A 15384-nucleotide genomic window follows, 5' to 3' on the forward strand; every position below is an offset into this window, starting at 1 on the left:
GGTACGGGCGGACGCCTCGCCGTGCCCGTACCGGCGTGAAGGACTACTCGCCGCAGCCGCAGGAGCGGCGGACGACCAGGGTCGACGGGAAGAGCTTGAGCCGCTCGCGGCGCGAGCCGGCGACGCGCAGGCCGTCGTCCAGGACCAGGTCCACCGCGGCCCGGGCCATCGCCGGGCGGTCCGAGGAGACCGTGGTCAGCGGCGGGTCGGTGAGCGCCGCCTCCTTCACGTCGTCGAAGCCCGCGACCGCGAGCTCCGTGGGCACCTCGATGCGCAGCTCGCGCGCCGCCCGCAGGACGCCGAAGGCCTGGTCGTCGGTGGAGCAGAAGATGGCCGGCGGCCTGTCCGGGCCGGAGAGCAGCTTCAGGGCCACCTGGTAGGCGTCGTAGCGGTTGTACGGGGCCTGGAACAGCCGGCCCTCGATCGACAGGCCCGCCTCCAGCATGGCCTGGCGCCAGCCCTCCTCGTGGTCGGCGACGGGGTCGCCGACGGCGGGGGTGTTCGGGATGCCGCCCAGGCAGGCCACGTACGCGTGGCCGTGCTCCAGGAGGTGCCGGACGGCGAGCTTGGCGCCGTCGATGTCGTCGGTCACGACGGCCACGTCGTCGATCGCCTCGGGCCGCTCGTGGAGCAGCACCACGCGCGCGTCCCAGGCCTCGATCTCGCTCGCGGCCTGCTCGCTCATGCCCTGGCTGACCAGGATCAGTCCGGAGACCCGCATCCCGAGGAAGGCGCGCAGGTAGTGGATCTCGCGCTCGGTGCGGTAGTCGGAGTTGCCGACGAGGACCATCTTCCCGCGCTCGGCGGCGGCCTGCTCGACCGCGTGCGCCAGCTCGGCGAAGAACGGCTGCCGGGCGTCCGGGACGATCATGCCTATGAGGTCCGTGCGTCGGGACGCCATCGCCTGGGCCACCCGGTCGGGGCGGTAGCCCAGCTCCTTGATGGCGGCGAGGACACGCTCGCGCGTGGCCGGGGCGACCGGCCGGGGTCCGTTGTTGATCACGTAGCTCACGACCGCGGTCGAAGTACCTGCCAGTCGAGCTACGTCATCCCGCGTCACCTTGGCCACGCGCGGCAGTCTACGCGGGGTGACCTACCTACCGGCAGGTCGCACTGTGGCGTCCGCCACGTTCCTGTCCTCCGCAGGAGTGACGTCCCGGTCGGCCTCCTTGACACGGGCGGTGCGGGCGGCCTCCGCCGATCGGGTGTCCTTCGCCCGGGCGTCCTCGGCGGCGCGCTCGACCTTCTCCGGGGTGACGAAGCGATAGCCGACGTTCCGCACGGTGCCGATCAGCGACTCGTGCTCGGGGCCGAGCTTCGCGCGCAGCCGACGCACATGGACGTCGACCGTACGGGTACCGCCGAAGTAGTCGTACCCCCACACCTCCTGGAGGAGCTGGGCCCTTGTGAAGACCCGGCCCGGGTGCTGGGCCAGGTACTTCAGCAGCTCGAACTCCTTGAAGGTCAGGTCCAGGACCCGGCCCTTGAGCTTCGCGCTGTACGTCGCCTCGTCGACCGACAGGTCGCCGTTGCGGATCTCCATCGGGGAGTCGTCGGACACGATCTGCTGGCGGCCCATCGCGAGCCGCAGCCGTGCCTCGACCTCTGCGGGACCCGCGGTGTCGAGGAGGACGTCGTCGATGCCCCAGTCGGCGGTGACGGCCGCGAGGCCGCCCTCCGTGACGACGAGGATCAGCGGACAGCCGGGCCCCGTCGAACGGAGCAGCTGACAGAGGGAGCGGACCTGGGGGAGGTCGCGCCGGCCGTCGACGAGGATCACGTCCGCGCCGGGGGTGTCCACGAGGGCCGGGCCCTCGGCCGGGGCCACCCGGACGTTGTGCAGCAGCAGGCCGAGTGCGGGCAGCACCTCGGTCGACGGCTGGAGGGCGTTGGTCAGGAGCAGCAGAGAGCTCATACCGCGCCACCTGCCATCGGTCGGACGTGCTGCGTTCGCTCGCTCATAACGTCGGTTCCTCCTCGGTCCCTGCGAGGACGTGCACTGCTTCGTACAGATCACTGACGGCTCTCGCGCCCTGAGAGCCTTTGTTCACCTATCCGTAACAACGGTCGGAAAACGCAAAAGGACCCGGGGGCTGCGTTGCCCGGATCCTCTGCCCAGCAGAATAGCCCACATGAGTTCAGAGGGAGAGAGCCGATTTCACATGGTGGATGTCTCATCGCTCACTTCTGTACATCACGGTGATCCGTGTGATGGTCCTCGGCGTGTGATGTTGCGTACGGATGACGGTGTCCGTATCGAGGCGGTTTACGAACCCTCCGCTGCAAGTGTCACCGATACGGCGGTCACCGGGACGGCGGTCACCGGGACGGACGCGGTCGCCGGGACGGACGTCACCGGGACGGACGCGGTCGCCGGGACGGCCGTGGTCGTCGCGCACGGCTTCACCGGATCGGCCGACCGGCCCGCCGTCCGCCGCGCCGCCCGCGCCTTCGCGGAGCGCGGCGCGGCCGTCGTGACCTTCTCCTTCCGCGGGCACGGCGGCTCCGGCGGCCGCTCCACCGTCGGCGACCGGGAGGTCCTCGACCTGTCCGCCGCCGTCCGCTGGGCCCGCGAGCTCGGCCACGCGCGCGTGGTGACGGTCGGCTTCTCCATGGGCGGGTCCGTCGTCCTGCGCCACGCGGCCCTGGAGCGGGGCACGGAGGGCCGCGTGGACGCGGTGGCAGCCGTCTCCGCCCCCGCACGCTGGTACTACCGGGGTACGGCCCCGATGCGCCGCCTCCACTGGGTGGTCACCCGCCCCGCGGGCCGGCTGGTCGGCCGCTACGGGCTCCGCACCCGGATCGACCGGCGGGCCTGGGACCCCGTACCCCTCTCGCCCGTCGAGGCGGTCCCGCTGATCGCCCCGGTACCTCTGCTGATCGTGCACGGTGACCGGGACGCGTACTTCCCGCTCGACCACCCCCGCACGCTCGCCGCCGCCGGGGGCGGGGCCGCGGAGCTGTGGCTGGAGCGGGGGATGGGCCACGCCGAGAACGCGGCGGACGAGGAGCTGCTCGCCCGGCTGGGGGACTGGCTCACGCGCCGATAGCCCATCATGGGGGGCGGCGCGCACACGAACGAAGGGAGCGCCGCTATGGCAGCGGGAACCATCCGCTACTGGGCCGCGGCCAAGGCCGCCGCCGGTGTCGCCGAGGAGCCGTACACCGCCGAGACCCTGGCGGAGGCCCTGGACGCGGCCCGCGAGAAGCACCCCGGCGAGCTCGTGCGGGTCCTCCAGCGGTGCTCGTTCCTGATCGACGGCGACCCCGTCGGCACCCGGAGCCATGAGACCGTACGGCTTGCCGAGGGCGGCACGGTCGAGGTGCTCCCCCCGTTCGCAGGAGGGTGAACCCCAGAGCATGAGCAACGACCAGCAGTACGACCCGTACGCGAACGGGCACGGGCAGCAGGGCCAGCAAGGGCACCCGCAGCAGGGCCACGACGTCACGCAGACGTGGGAGGGCCAGACCTGGGACACCCAGTTCCAGCCCACGGTCCAGCCCGTGGCCCGGCCCGCGGCCCAGCAGCAGCCCGCGGCGTACGAGGCGCCGTACCAGGACCCGTACGCGCAGCCCGCGTACGAGCCGGCCTACGACGCCACGGCGTATCTGACGCCGCAGGGCGTGACATACGAGCAGCAGCCGCACCAGCAGCATCAGCAGTACGCGGAGGCCCCGGCGGCACCCGTGGCGTACGACACGCCGGCGCCGGAGCCCGTGGCCCCCGCGCCTGCCCCCGCTCCCGCCCCCGTGGCCGACGCGGCGGCGCCCGGCTGGTCGTCGCCGACCACCTCCGGGAACACCCGGATCACCGACGCCCAGCGCGCGCGTGCCGAAGGCCGCTCGCCCGTGATCGAGCCCGGGTTCCAGCCGGCGGCCCTGACCGCCGTCCTCGGCCTCCTGCTCGCCGGTGGCGCCGCCCTCGGCTCGTACGGGCTGCTCGTCCCGCTCGTCCTGCTCCAGGGCCTCACCGCCGCCGGCTGGTTCCGGCTCAACGGCATGTGGCCGGCCCGGCAGGGCATCGCCCTCGCCTTCGCCGGCGGTCTCGTCGCCGACGCCGCCCTGCTCGCCGTCGGCCGGGAGCACGCGGCAGCCGCGATCCTGGGCACGCTCGGCGCCTGGGTCCTGCTCTGTCTCGTCCTCCAGCTCCGCAGCCACGCCGACCCGGACGAGCGGATGTACGGCCTGATGGCCACCATCGCCTCGGCCGCGCTGACGGTCGTCGCCGCCGGGCACCTCGGCGCCGACCCGGACACGGTCGTCGTCGGCGGGATCGCGGTCGCCGCGACCGTCGTCGCCCGGGCGCTCCCGCTGCCCGGCCCGGTCTCCCTGATCGTCGCGCTCCTCGCGGGCGCGGGCGCCGGGATCGCGGCCGGCGGCCTGAACGACCTGGGCACCTCCGGGGCGCTGGTCGGCCTCGCGGCCGGGGTCTGCGCGCTGATCGGCCTGCGGGTGGCCAGCTACGACTACCCGTCGCGCTTCGTCCACATGACCGCGGGCATCGCGCTGCCGCTGACGGCCGCCGCGCCCGCCGTCTACCTGCTGGGCCGCGCCCTGGCCTGAGCCCGGCCGGCAGCGGCAGGGGAACCAACCGGCCCCTCGACACGTCGATCTTCGTGTCGGGGGGCCGAATACTTGTCCAGACGCGTAACTGTCTATCGGGGAGACGCACAACGCATGCGAGCACTGCGGATTCTGTTGATCGTGGCCGTCGTGCTGGGCGGGGTGCTCGTCGGGATCGACCGGCTCGCCGTGGCGTACGCCGAGTCTGAGGCGGCGAGCCGGGTGAAGCTCTCCGGGGCGTCCAGCGAATCGTTCGAGGTCGACATCAAGGGCTTCCCCTTCCTCACCCAGGTCGCGGACAAGCGGTTCGGCGAGGTCGACGTGGTGGCGAAGGGCGTCGAGGCGACGGCGGGCAGCCGGAAGATCAAGATCACCGAGCTGACGGCCGACCTCCGGGACGTGACCGTCACCGGCGACTGGGCGGGCGCGCGGGCGGGCTCGGCGTCCGGCACGGCCCTCATCTCGTACGCGGACCTCACGGCGGCCTCCGACCGCGAGGCGACCGTCGCGTACGGGGGCGACGGCAAGCTGAAGGTCACGGGCGGGGTCGAGATCATGGGCCGCACGCTGACCCGTTCGGTGCTGTCCACCGTGACCATCGTGAACGGCGACACGATCAAGGTCCGCGCCGACGAGGTGCCGGGCGAGGGCATCCCGGGTGTGGAGGAACTGGTCCGTCAGCGGACCGACTTCGAGCGGCCGATCGGTCTGATCGCCGGGATGAAGGTGGAGAAGGTCGAGGCGACGCCGGAGGGTCTCGCGGTCGCGGTCTCGGGCAAGGACATCGCGCTGGCGGGCTGAGGCCCCCGGACTCACCGGAACAGCCAGGGGGAGGCCCCCCGACTCGCCGGAACGGCCAGGGGGAGGCCCCCCGACTCACCGGAACGGCCAGGGGCCCTCCGGAAACGGCCCTCTGGCCACATGTTGAGACACCCCCGTCCGATCCGCAGAAACAGAACCGGACAGCGCTGTACGGAGGCGTCCGGAGCCGACTCGTACGGTGATCGCGTCTCGCATCTCGGACGATCGCGTCTCAAAATACGACACACCGGTGACACGGCCGCATGTCCGTCCCTACGATCGAGGGCATGAAGCGACAGGCGGATCTCACGAAGCGGCGGGCAGTAGACCTGTGCCGCGTCGCCGCCATGCTCTGTCGTTCAGTCTGAGCGGGAGCATCGACTCCCGTATTCCCTCAGGCCCTTCGACCGCGGTCGGGGCCGACCTGTGCAGCCGTACGTACGTCCGTCGTACGCCACGCGACGACGCGTACCGCATCACAAACCCGCACCAACCGCACCACACCGCCGCACACTGCCCCGGAGGAGAACAGCATGGCTCGCAGCGACGTCCTGGTCGACGCGGACTGGGTCGAGGCCAACCTCGACAACCCGCAGGTCGCCATCGTCGAGGTTGACGAAGACACCTCGGCCTACGAGAAGAACCACATCCGCAACGCCATCCGGATCGACTGGACCCAGGACCTTCAGGACCCGGTCCGCCGTGACTTCATCGACCAGGAGGGCTTCGAGAAGCTCCTCTCGGCCAAGGGCATCGGGAACGACACCACGGTCGTCCTCTACGGCGGCAACAACAACTGGTTCGCCTCCTACGCCTACTGGTACTTCAAGCTCTACGGCCACCAGGACGTGAAGCTCCTCGACGGCGGCCGCAAGAAGTGGGAGCTCGACTCCCGCGACCTGGTCGACGGCTCCGCCGTGCCGGCCCGCCCGGCCACCGAGTACAAGGCCCAGGCCCAGGACTCCTCGATCCGCGCCTTCCGCGACGACGTCGTGGCCGCGATCGGCGCCCAGAACCTGGTCGACGTCCGCTCGCCCGACGAGTTCTCCGGCAAGCTGCTCGCCCCGGCGCACCTCCCGCAGGAGCAGTCGCAGCGCCCCGGCCACGTGCCGAGCGCCCGCAACATCCCGTGGTCGAAGAACGCCAACGACGACGGCACCTTCAAGTCGGACGCCGAGCTCAAGGCCCTCTACGAGGACGAGCAGGTCGACCTGGCGAAGGACACCATCGCGTACTGCCGCATCGGTGAGCGCTCCGCGCTCACGTGGTTCGTCCTGCACGAGCTGCTCGAGGTCACGAACGTCAAGAACTACGACGGTTCGTGGACCGAGTACGGCTCCCTCGTCGGCGTGCCGATCGAGCTCGGCGCCAACAAGTAGTACCGGTCGCGCGACCCCCGAATCCTCTAGGACAGGACAGAGAACATGTGTGGAGCTCAGGTCGGCGGCCCCGACGTCAGCACGCTCAAGCCCGGTGAGACGGCCATCCAGGGCCAGGTGACCAAGGACGGCGAGCCCGTCACCGGTTACGTGCGCCTCCTCGACGGCTCCGGCGAGTTCACCGCCGAGGTCCCGACCTCGGCCACCGGACAGTTCCGCTTCTACGCGGCCACCGGCGAGTGGACCCTGCGCGCCCTGGTTCCGGGCGCCCAGGCCGACCGCAAGGTCGTCGTCACCGAGGCCGGAAGCCTGACGGACGTGGCCATCGCGGTCTGATCCGCGAGCGCGGTGACACACCGCACCCGAACGGCCGGAGGGCCGTGCCTCCTGGGGGGTTGGACGCCATCACCAGGACTTGAGGCACGGTCCTCCGGTCATTTTCTTCTCCGTGCCCGCCGCGCCGCCCGGACGTACGCTGAAGGTGTGTACGCACGCCGTCGCCACGTCTACTTCTGGATGATGGGCGCCTGCCTGGTGCTTTTCGTGGGCGCCTGGGCCGTCGTGCGGCTCTTCTCGATGCCGGTGGCGGTCGGGATGTGCGTCGTCGCCATGGTCATCCCCCCGTTCGCCGCGATGATGGCGAACCGTCGGGGACCGGAGGACCGCTGGTGGGACGACCCTTCCGGGGACCCGAAGTCGGACGAGTGGTGGGACGAACTCGACGGCAAGAAGCGGCCCCGCGAGCGCTGAGGGCTCGCCGGCGCCGTCAGTAGACGAGGGCCTGGGTCCCGTCCGCCATGACCTCCTGGACGAAGACCTGGGCGCCCGCGATGCGGATGCCGTCCAGGACGTCCTTCTCCGTGATCTCGCGGCGGGTCGCGCACTGCGTGCAGAGCGTCACGCGGCCGGCCGCCAGGACCGCGTCGATCAGGTCCGGCAGGGGCGCGGCGTGCGGCAGCTCGAACTCGGCCGCGCGGCCCGGGAGGGCGAACCACGAGGACTCGCCGGTCAGCCAGAGCGACACCTCGACGCCGCTGGCGACGGCGACGGCGGCCACCGTGAAGGCCTGCGAGCAGCGTTCGGGGGCGTCGGCCCCTGCGGTCACCTTGATCACGAGCTTCTTCGCCATATGCCGAACTGTAATGCGCGCCGCCGCAACCCCTTGTGCCCCTCGCGTGTCAGCTGGGTACGCGGGTGATCGGAAACCGCGCTTCAGGTCTCGTGGGGGGACTCTTGAGCATCGAAGAAAGTATCCAAAGTCCGGATACGGCACCGCCGCCGGAGTCGGAGACGGCGACGGAACCAGCACCTCCGGTCATCCGGCCGCGCCGTCGTGTCCTCCGTACCGTCGGGCTCATCGCCGTCGCCGCCGTCCTCGGCCTCGTCGGCGGCACCGCCGTCGGCTACGGCATCCAGGCCGAGCGCGAACCGACGCCGCTGGCGGCGCTGAACCAGCCGCCCCTCGTCCACCCGAAGCCGCTCCCGAAGGGCCAGGAGCCCGAGCCGCTCCCCGAGGCCGAGGACCGCCAGGCGAAGTGGGACGGAGACCTGCGGAAGCTGTTGGTGCCGCGCCCGAAGGGGGCGCGGGCCGACGGCCAGGACGGGTGGCAGTCGGTGGCCGAGTACGCCAACGGGTTCACCCGGCCCGAATGGACGCTGAGATCCGAACTCGCCCTGGGCGTCCGGCGGATCGCGGCCCGGTCGTGGCGTACCGGCGAGGACCGGTGGGTCAAGGTCAGCCTCGTCCAGTACCGCGCCAAGTCCGTGGTCGGTGCGCTGAGGCACGTGACGCATGAGCAGGCCTTCGCGAGCCGGGAAGAGGAGGCAGGCGACTTCGGCGAAGAGGTGAAGGGCTCCGGGAACGGCCGCTATTACGTCTACCCGGTGCGGCGCAAGGCGGGCCACCTCGACTTCCACCATGCCCGCGCCGTGATCCAGCGCGGGGACATCGCGATCATCATCCTCATGTCCGACTCGCGGAAGATCGCCGAGAAGGACATCCGTTCCCTGGCCGAGCAGCAGCTGGAGCGCCTGTGAGCGAGCAGACCACGGGCCGCACGCGCCGGCTCCTGGCGAACGCCCTGACCGCCGCGCTCGTGCTCGGGGCCGTCGGCGGCGGTGTCGCGTACACCGCCGGCGCCGTCGACCGCGCCGACCGGACGGCGCCCACCGTGGGATGGGCGGAACACTCCGCGCCCCCGACCCCCGAGGATCCGGCCGCCGGCTTCGCCGAGGGCCGGGCCTCGACGCCGCTGAGCAAGCTCCTCCTGCCCGTACCGGACGGCTATGAGCTCGGTGCGGACATCGAGGGGCACGGAAACGACGACGAGATCGCGGCGGAGAAGGCCGTGGCGCTGTTCAAGCAGACCAGCAGGGGCCTCTACGGCAAGGAGCGCCGCGAGTACGAGAAGGAGATCGACAAGCTCGGGATCCAGGGCATGGCGATGCGCTCGTACGCCACGGAGGAAGGGACCCTCCACGCGGAGGTGGAGGTCCTGCGGATGAAGGACAGGAAGGCGGTCCGTGAGTTCTTCGAGTTCCGCAAGGACTTCCTCGACTTCTTGAAGCTGCGCAAGGGGCCGAAGGTCAAGGGCCACACGAAGAACTCCGCCTGCCACCTGGGGCCCGAGCCGAAGGCCCCCGAGGGCAGGGACGGGGAGGTCCCGCTGCAGGAGATGGTCTGCGCGGCGTACGACGGCGAGATCCTGGTCACCGTGAAGGCGGCCGGCGCCGAGCCCTTCGACAAGAAGGCGGTCGCGGAGCTCCTGGAGAAGCAGCTCCGTCACATCGAGTCCCCGGGGGAGTACGTATGACCGAGCAGCTCGCGGAGGAACGGGCGGAGGCGGAGCCGCAGGCCGAACCGGCGGCACCGGCCCCCGCCGCCCCCGGCAGGACCCGCCGCGCCCTGTGGGCCGTCGCCCGCTGGACGGCCGCCGTCGTCGTCTGCGGAGGCGTCGGCGCCGGTACGGCCATGGGGATCACCGCCCTCGACCGGACCGACGTGCCCGGACTCGCGACCGAGAGCGACGGCCGCTGGGAGTACCCGCGGCTCCGGCTGCCCGCCCTCCCGGCGGAGCGGCCGCGCCCTTTCACGGACGGCAACGAGGGCGAGATCCACTACGCCGACGTACGGCAGCTGCTGCTGCCCGCTCCGGCAGGCGCCACCGTCGACCCCGGGCTGAACGGCGGCTGGGTCACCGAGGAGGCCTTCCTCTCCGGATACGGGAAGGAGCAGCGCGCCAGGGTGGCACAGGTCCTGCGGGACTCGGCCCTCCGCCACATCACCGCCCGCGCCTGGACGATGCCGGACGGCACGACGACCCGGGTCCATCTGCTGAAGTTCACCTCCGTGGCCTTCGCCGACCAGTTCAGGGTCGATGCCGTGCAGGCCGGCGAGGCGGAGGAGGCCCTGCCCGCAGGGGTCTCCGAAGGAGAGATCGTCGAAGGGTCGGCGGGTGACGTGCGGATTCCGGACGTCACCGCGTACGCGTACCGGGAGGCGAAGCCGTACGGCCCCGAGCAGACCCTCTGGGCCTACGTCACGGCGGGCGACACGGTCGCGCTGATCACCCAGACCCGGAAGGGCGGGGCGCTCGCCGTGCCCTTCCAGCAGACCCTCGTCCTCCAGGCGCAGCTGCTCGGCTGAGCGAGATCGTGACGCCGCGTCGCTAGACCCACCTCACAGAGTGGGCCGGGCCCCCGCCCACTAAGCTGGGGTCCGGCCCGTTCCGCCTTCACCGCTCAGTCGAGGAGCACCCTGTGATCATTTTCTTCGAAGTCCTGCTGGTCCTCGTCGCTGTCGGCGTGCTCGCCTTCACCGGACTGGCCGTGAAGAAGCTGTACCAGGGCCAGCGCTAACCACTTCTAGAGAACGCCAGAGCTGCTCATGATCGAGATCCCGTCCGACCTCAACCCGGACCTCGTCCCCCTCGCGTTCCTGCTCGGTACGTGGGAGGGCGCGGGCGTCTCCGACTTCCCCGGCGCCGAGAAGTGCAACTTCGGCCAGTCCGTGACGTTCAGCCACGACGGCCGGGACTTCATCGAGTACCACTCGCACTCCTGGGTCCTCGACAACGACGGCAACAAGGTCCGTCCGCTGGAGAGCGAGAGCGGCTACTGGCGCATCGACAAGAACCGCCAGGTCGAGGTCGTCATGGTCCGTGACCAGGGCATCGTCGAGATCTGGTACGGCGAGCTCGCCGACCAGAAGCCGCAGATCGACCTCGCGACGGACGCCGTCGCCCGGACCGAGGCCGCGAGCCCGTACAGCGGTGGCAAGCGTCTCTACGGCTACGTCAAGAGCGACCTCATGTGGGTCGGCGAGAAGGCGACCCCCGAGGTCACGCTCCGCCCCTACATGTCGGCGCACCTGAAGAAGGTCGTGACGCCCGAGGAGGTCGCGGAGATGGCCCGTAACCTCGGCGACCTGCCGGACGACGGCATCGCCTTCTTCCGCTAGGCATCTGGGGGTGGCGCACCGCGCCCTCCTACACTGGAGGGCGTGGTGACCACCGACAGCACCGACTGGAAGAGCGACCTGCGGCAGCGCGGCTACCGGCTGACCCCGCAGCGCCAGCTTGTCCTGGAGGCCGTCGACGCGCTGGAGCACGCGACGCCCGACGAGATCCTGGTCAAGGTCCGCAAGACGGCCTCCGGGGTGAACATCTCCACCGTGTACCGGACCCTGGAGCTCCTGGAGGAGCTCGGGCTCGTGAGCCACGCGCACCTGGGGCACGGGGCTCCGACGTACCACCTCGCCGACCGGCACCACCATCTGCACCTGGTCTGCCGCGACTGCTCCGGCGTCATCGAGGCGGACGTCGAGGTGGCCGCCGAGTTCACCGGGAAGCTCCGCGAGACCTTCGGCTTCGAGACGGACATGAAGCACTTCGCCATCTTCGGCCGGTGCGCCGAGTGCGCCGCGAAGGCCGCGGCCGCGGAAACGACCGTGACCGCCGTGACCGCCGTGACCACCGAGAAGTAGGTCGTCGCCCGGCGGGTCGTAGGCTGGCTTCCATGAAGAGCCCTCTGCTGTCCCTGCCCGGCGCCGTCGCCGCCGAAGGCCGCGACGAAGGCGTCGCCGCCCACTACGGCGATCTGTTCCGCGAGCAGCGCGCCCTCGCCGACGGCTCCGGTTTCGTCGACCTCTCCCACCGCGGTGTCGTCGCCGTCACCGGTGACGACCGGCTGAGCTGGCTGCACCTGCTCGTCACCCAGCACATGACCGACCTGGCGCCCGGGCGGGCGACCGAGGCGCTCATCCTCTCCGCGAACGGGCACATCGAGCACGCCCTGTACCTCGTCGACGACGGCGAGACCGTGTGGGCGCACGTCGAGCCGGGGACGCGGGACGAACTCGTCGCGTACCTGGAGTCGATGAAGTTCTTCTACCGGGTGGAGGTCGCCGACCGTACGGACGACATCGCGGTCGTCCACCTCCCGGCCGGCTCCATCGCCGAGGTCCCCGAAGGCGCCGTCGTACGGGAGACCCCGCACGGCCGCGACCTGTTCCTGCCCCGCGCCGACCTGGAGTCCTTCGCGGCCTCGCACGGCCCCGCCGCCGGCGTCCTCGCGTACGAGGCGCTGCGTGTCGAGGGGCACCGGCCGCGGCTCGGCTTCGAGACCGACCACCGGACCATCCCGCACGAGGTCGGCCTCATCGGCAGCGCCGTCCACCTCCAGAAGGGCTGCTACCGGGGCCAGGAGACCGTCGCCCGCGTGCAGAACCTGGGGAAGCCGCCGCGCCGCCTGGTCTTCCTGCACCTGGACGGCAGCGAGGTCCTGCTGCCCGCCCACGGCGCGCCGGTCCGGCTGGCCGCCGACGGCGAGGAGGGCCGGCAGCTCGGCTTCGTGACGAGCGCCGTCCGCCACTACGAGCTGGGCCCGATCGCCCTGGCGCTGGTGAAGCGGAACGTCCCGGTGGACGCCCCGCTGCTCGTCGGGAACACGGCGGCCGCGCAGGAGACGGTCGTCGAGCCCTGACGGTCACACGTCGATCAGTACCGTGAACGGGCCGTGGTTCGTGAGCGAGACGCGCATGTCCGCTCCGAAGCGGCCCGTTTCCACGCGCGCCCCCAGGTTCCGCAGCTGCGCGACGACCTCGTCGACGAGGGGCTCGGCGACCGGGCCGGGGGCAGCGGCGTTCCAGGTGGGGCGGCGGCCCTTGCGGGCGTCTCCGTAGAGGGTGAACTGGGAGATGACGAGCAGCGGCGCGTTCACGTCGGAGCACGACTTCTCGCCGTCGAGCACTCGGACGGACCAGAGCTTTCTGGCCAATTGGGCCGCCTTCTCCGGGGTGTCGTCATGGGTCACCCCGACCAGGACGCACAGCCCCTCGCCGACGATCTCTCCGACGGTCTCCCCTGCGACGACGACGCTCGCGCCGTCCACTCTCTGCACCACAGCTCGCATGCGTCCCAACGTACCGGCCGGGAATCACGAGGGGCCGAACGGGTGCAGAGCGCCTGCACGTGCACGGGTGGGAGTGGCACGATGCCTGTCAGGCGGTGCGGCTCCGCACCGGTCGAGGGGACGATTCTCATGAGTGCACCTGGCACCGGGCCGACACCGTCCGGTCCCGTACCGCTGTTCCGCGTCGGAAGCGTGGGCCGAAGCCCCGGTGGAGGCGTGGGCGGCAGCCCGATCGTGCGTCCACCCGTGCAGCGGACCGCGGAGCCGGGCCTCGCGGACGGGCCGCAGCCGGACCTGGGCGCGCTGCGGCTGCCCGAGCTGCGCGCGCTGCGGCGCGAGGCACAGAGCGACGAGGCCGACCTGAGCTACGTACGGCGGATGCTCCAGGGGCGGATCGACATCCTGCGGGCCGAGCTGGCGCGGCGGACCGATCCGGAGGCCCCGGTCCTCGACCGGCTCTCCGAGATCCTCGCCGATGTGCCCTCGCGGCACCGCAGCTCGGCCCGGCACGTGACGATGTCGACGCCGCGCGGCGACGAGTACCGGCGGCTGGCGGCCGAGATGCTGTCGGAGGTCGAGCTGTCGGACCTGACGGCCCGCACGGACGAGGAGCTGCACACGGCGATGGGGCGGCTCGCGGGGTACGAGCAGCAGATCTCGCGCCGGCGGCAGCACCTCCAGCGGACCGCCGACGACTGCAGCGGTGAGATCGCCCGCCGCTACCGCGAGGGCGAGGCACAGGTCGACGACCTGCTGGCCTGAGCGTCGAGGGTCGGTGTCCTGAGGGTCGCAGGCCGGTGGCCGGAGGGTCGCGGGCTCGTGGCCTGACGGTCGCTGGCCGCCGGCCTGACGGTCGAGGACTCGTGGAACACCCCTCAGGGCCGGTGGGTGCCTGAGGGGGATGGAGGGGATGCGGGGGCGGCACAGCAGGGGGAAACCCGCGTGCGGTTCCGGTGCGGCGCTGCGTAGGGTCGAGGGATGAGTGTCGACGTGCGCGCGGTGACGGAATCCGACTTCCCGGGCTGGCTCCTCGCCCTGCAGACGGGGTTCCTCCGGCCGCCCCGCGTCCCCGACGAGCTGGTCGCCGACCGGCTCGCGAACGCGGACCTCGCGCGGACCCAGGGCGCCTTCGACGGCGACCGGATCGTCGCCACCTTCCGGTCGTTCCGGCAGGAGGTCAGCACGGTCGGCGGCGGCAGCCTCACCGCCGACGCCATCACCCAGGTCACCGTCTCGCCGACGCACCGGCGCCAGGGGCTGCTCAGCCGCATGATGAGCTCCGACCTCGCCGTGGCGAAGGAGCGGGGCGACGCGATCGCCACGCTGATCGCCGCCGAGTACCCGATCTACGGGCGGTACGGCTTCGGCCCGGCGAGCTGGACCACCGAGTGGAGTGTGGACGTACGCCGGGCCGGGCTCGACCCGCGGCGCACGGGGCGTCCGGACGACGGCGGCCGGATCGACCTGGCCGACGGCGAGGAGATCCGCAAGATCGGTCCCGAGGTGTACCGCCGGCTCGCCGGGGTCCGCGCCGGGATCACCGACCGCACCACGCGCGGCTGGGAGCTCGGCACCGGTCTCGGCTACCAGCTCGACCCGTGGACGGAGCCGTTCTACGCGGTCTACCGCTCCGAGTCCGGTGAGGTGGACGGGTACGTCGCCTACACCGCCGACGACAAGTGGGACGACGCCAAGCAGCCCGTGAACACCGCGTCCGTGCGGGACCTGATCGCCGTCACCCCGGCCGCCGAGCGCGCCCTCTGGCAGTACGTCTGCTCGATCGACTGGATCACCACGGTCCGCTCCGGCTACCGGGCGCCCGACGAGCTGCTGCCGCTGCTCCTGCCGGACCCGCGCGCGGCGAAGACGCTGACGTACGTGGACATGCTGTGGGTCCGGGTCCTGGACGTCGTCCGGGTCCTGGAGAGCCGGACGTATCCGGTGGAGGGGAGCCTCGTCCTCGACCTGCGGGACGGGGACGGCCTGGCGGGCGGGCGCTACCGCCTCGACGCCTCCCCGGCGGGCGCGAGCTGTGTCCGTACCACCGACTCCGCCGATCTCGCCTTCGACGTAGCGGAGTTGGGGACGCTGGCCTTCGGTGACGAGTCGGCGGTACGGCTCGCCCGCCTCGGCCGCGCGGACGAGCTGACGCCGGGCGCCGCGGCCCGCGCCGACCTGCTGTTCCGCACGCCGCTGCGGCCGTTCTCGCCCGACATCTTCTGAGAGGCGG

At 71.7% G+C, this 15384-nt stretch carries 20 protein-coding genes; 16 read left to right on the top strand and 4 right to left on the bottom strand.

Going from position 1 to position 15384, the window contains the following annotated elements:
• Positions 1-43: 43 nt before the first annotated feature.
• A complete protein-coding gene (locus SGA01_RS19225) occupies positions 44-1069 on the bottom strand; it encodes a LacI family DNA-binding transcriptional regulator (protein ID WP_055642249.1) in 1026 nt (341 codons plus the stop codon).
• A 24-nt stretch (positions 1070-1093) separates the two neighbouring features.
• The gene (locus SGA01_RS19230; protein WP_055642248.1) at positions 1094-1915 is read right to left on the bottom strand and encodes a winged helix-turn-helix transcriptional regulator; all 822 of its coding nucleotides are present in this window, start codon (positions 1913-1915) and stop codon (positions 1094-1096) included.
• Between the two features lie 217 nt (positions 1916-2132).
• On the opposite strand from SGA01_RS19230, the gene SGA01_RS19235 reads away from it, so the two are divergent.
• The 8 genes from SGA01_RS19235 (at position 2133) to SGA01_RS19270 (ending at position 7493) form a co-directional block, all read left to right on the top strand.
• Positions 2133-3050 carry an alpha/beta hydrolase gene (locus SGA01_RS19235; protein WP_141297703.1) on the top strand — a complete coding sequence of 306 codons (918 nt, stop codon included), beginning with the start codon at positions 2133-2135 and terminating at the stop codon, positions 3048-3050.
• 45 nt (positions 3051-3095) lie between these two features.
• Positions 3096-3350: a MoaD/ThiS family protein gene (locus tag SGA01_RS19240; RefSeq protein ID WP_024756296.1), complete on the top strand. Its 255-nt coding sequence runs from the start codon at positions 3096-3098 to the stop codon at positions 3348-3350.
• Positions 3351-3360: 10 nt separating this feature from the next.
• Positions 3361-4563 (top strand): hypothetical protein, encoded by a 1203-nt coding sequence (locus SGA01_RS19245; RefSeq protein WP_141297704.1) that lies wholly within the window; start codon positions 3361-3363, stop codon positions 4561-4563.
• 114 nt (positions 4564-4677) lie between these two features.
• Entirely contained in the window at positions 4678-5364 is a 687-nt protein-coding gene (locus tag SGA01_RS19250) for an LmeA family phospholipid-binding protein (RefSeq protein WP_141297705.1), read from the top strand.
• 287 nt (positions 5365-5651) lie between these two features.
• Positions 5652-5732 (top strand): putative leader peptide, encoded by an 81-nt coding sequence (locus SGA01_RS42930; RefSeq protein WP_350497993.1) that lies wholly within the window; start codon positions 5652-5654, stop codon positions 5730-5732.
• A 165-nt stretch (positions 5733-5897) separates the two neighbouring features.
• Positions 5898-6743, top strand: a complete 846-nt coding sequence (locus SGA01_RS19260) for a sulfurtransferase (RefSeq protein ID WP_055642244.1) — start codon at positions 5898-5900, stop codon at positions 6741-6743.
• 45 nt (positions 6744-6788) lie between these two features.
• Positions 6789-7079: a DUF1416 domain-containing protein gene (locus SGA01_RS19265; protein WP_030693674.1), complete on the top strand. Its 291-nt coding sequence runs from the start codon at positions 6789-6791 to the stop codon at positions 7077-7079.
• Positions 7080-7130: 51 nt separating this feature from the next.
• Positions 7131-7493, top strand: coding sequence for a DUF3099 domain-containing protein (locus SGA01_RS19270; RefSeq protein WP_079037913.1), 363 nt, complete (start codon positions 7131-7133; stop codon positions 7491-7493).
• Between the two features lie 16 nt (positions 7494-7509).
• Here the strand turns inward: SGA01_RS19270 and SGA01_RS19275 are convergent, their stop codons facing one another.
• Positions 7510-7872, bottom strand: a complete 363-nt coding sequence (locus SGA01_RS19275; RefSeq protein ID WP_141297706.1) for a DsrE family protein — start codon at positions 7870-7872, stop codon at positions 7510-7512.
• Positions 7873-7976: 104 nt separating this feature from the next.
• Here SGA01_RS19275 and SGA01_RS19280 point away from each other — a divergent pair, with 104 nt between their 5' ends.
• The 6 genes from SGA01_RS19280 to ygfZ all read left to right on the top strand — a co-directional run bounded on the left by SGA01_RS19280 (position 7977) and on the right by ygfZ (position 12725).
• A complete protein-coding gene (locus SGA01_RS19280) occupies positions 7977-8780 on the top strand; it encodes a hypothetical protein (protein WP_229918091.1) in 804 nt (267 codons plus the stop codon).
• A complete protein-coding gene (locus SGA01_RS19285) occupies positions 8777-9556 on the top strand; it encodes a hypothetical protein (RefSeq protein ID WP_141297708.1) in 780 nt (259 codons plus the stop codon). Before SGA01_RS19280 ends, SGA01_RS19285 begins: the two co-directional genes overlap by 4 nt.
• A complete protein-coding gene (locus tag SGA01_RS19290) occupies positions 9553-10389 on the top strand; it encodes a hypothetical protein (RefSeq protein ID WP_141297709.1) in 837 nt (278 codons plus the stop codon). Before SGA01_RS19285 ends, SGA01_RS19290 begins: the two co-directional genes overlap by 4 nt.
• Before the next feature lie 240 nt (positions 10390-10629).
• Complete coding sequence (locus SGA01_RS19300; RefSeq protein ID WP_055642238.1) at positions 10630-11202, top strand: heme-binding beta-barrel domain-containing protein; 573 nt, start codon at positions 10630-10632, stop codon at positions 11200-11202.
• Positions 11203-11244: 42 nt separating this feature from the next.
• Positions 11245-11727: a Fur family transcriptional regulator gene (locus SGA01_RS19305; protein WP_229918090.1), complete on the top strand. Its 483-nt coding sequence runs from the start codon at positions 11245-11247 to the stop codon at positions 11725-11727.
• A 32-nt stretch (positions 11728-11759) separates the two neighbouring features.
• Positions 11760-12725, top strand: coding sequence for a CAF17-like 4Fe-4S cluster assembly/insertion protein YgfZ (gene ygfZ, locus SGA01_RS19310; protein WP_055642236.1), 966 nt, complete (start codon positions 11760-11762; stop codon positions 12723-12725).
• A gap of 3 nt (positions 12726-12728) precedes the next feature.
• Here ygfZ and dtd read toward each other — a convergent pair whose 3' ends face one another.
• A complete protein-coding gene (gene dtd, locus SGA01_RS19315; protein ID WP_055642235.1) occupies positions 12729-13154 on the bottom strand; it encodes a D-aminoacyl-tRNA deacylase in 426 nt (141 codons plus the stop codon).
• A gap of 129 nt (positions 13155-13283) precedes the next feature.
• Here dtd and SGA01_RS19320 point away from each other — a divergent pair, with 129 nt between their 5' ends.
• Both SGA01_RS19320 and SGA01_RS19325 read left to right on the top strand, forming a co-directional pair.
• A complete protein-coding gene (locus SGA01_RS19320) occupies positions 13284-13916 on the top strand; it encodes an RsiG family protein (protein ID WP_141297710.1) in 633 nt (210 codons plus the stop codon).
• 216 nt (positions 13917-14132) lie between these two features.
• Positions 14133-15377: a GNAT family N-acetyltransferase gene (locus tag SGA01_RS19325; RefSeq protein ID WP_141297711.1), complete on the top strand. Its 1245-nt coding sequence runs from the start codon at positions 14133-14135 to the stop codon at positions 15375-15377.
• The last annotated feature ends 7 nt before the right edge of the window (positions 15378-15384 follow it).

Source organism: Streptomyces gardneri, assembly GCF_006539185.1.
GTDB lineage: Bacteria > Actinomycetota > Actinomycetes > Streptomycetales > Streptomycetaceae > Streptomyces > Streptomyces gardneri.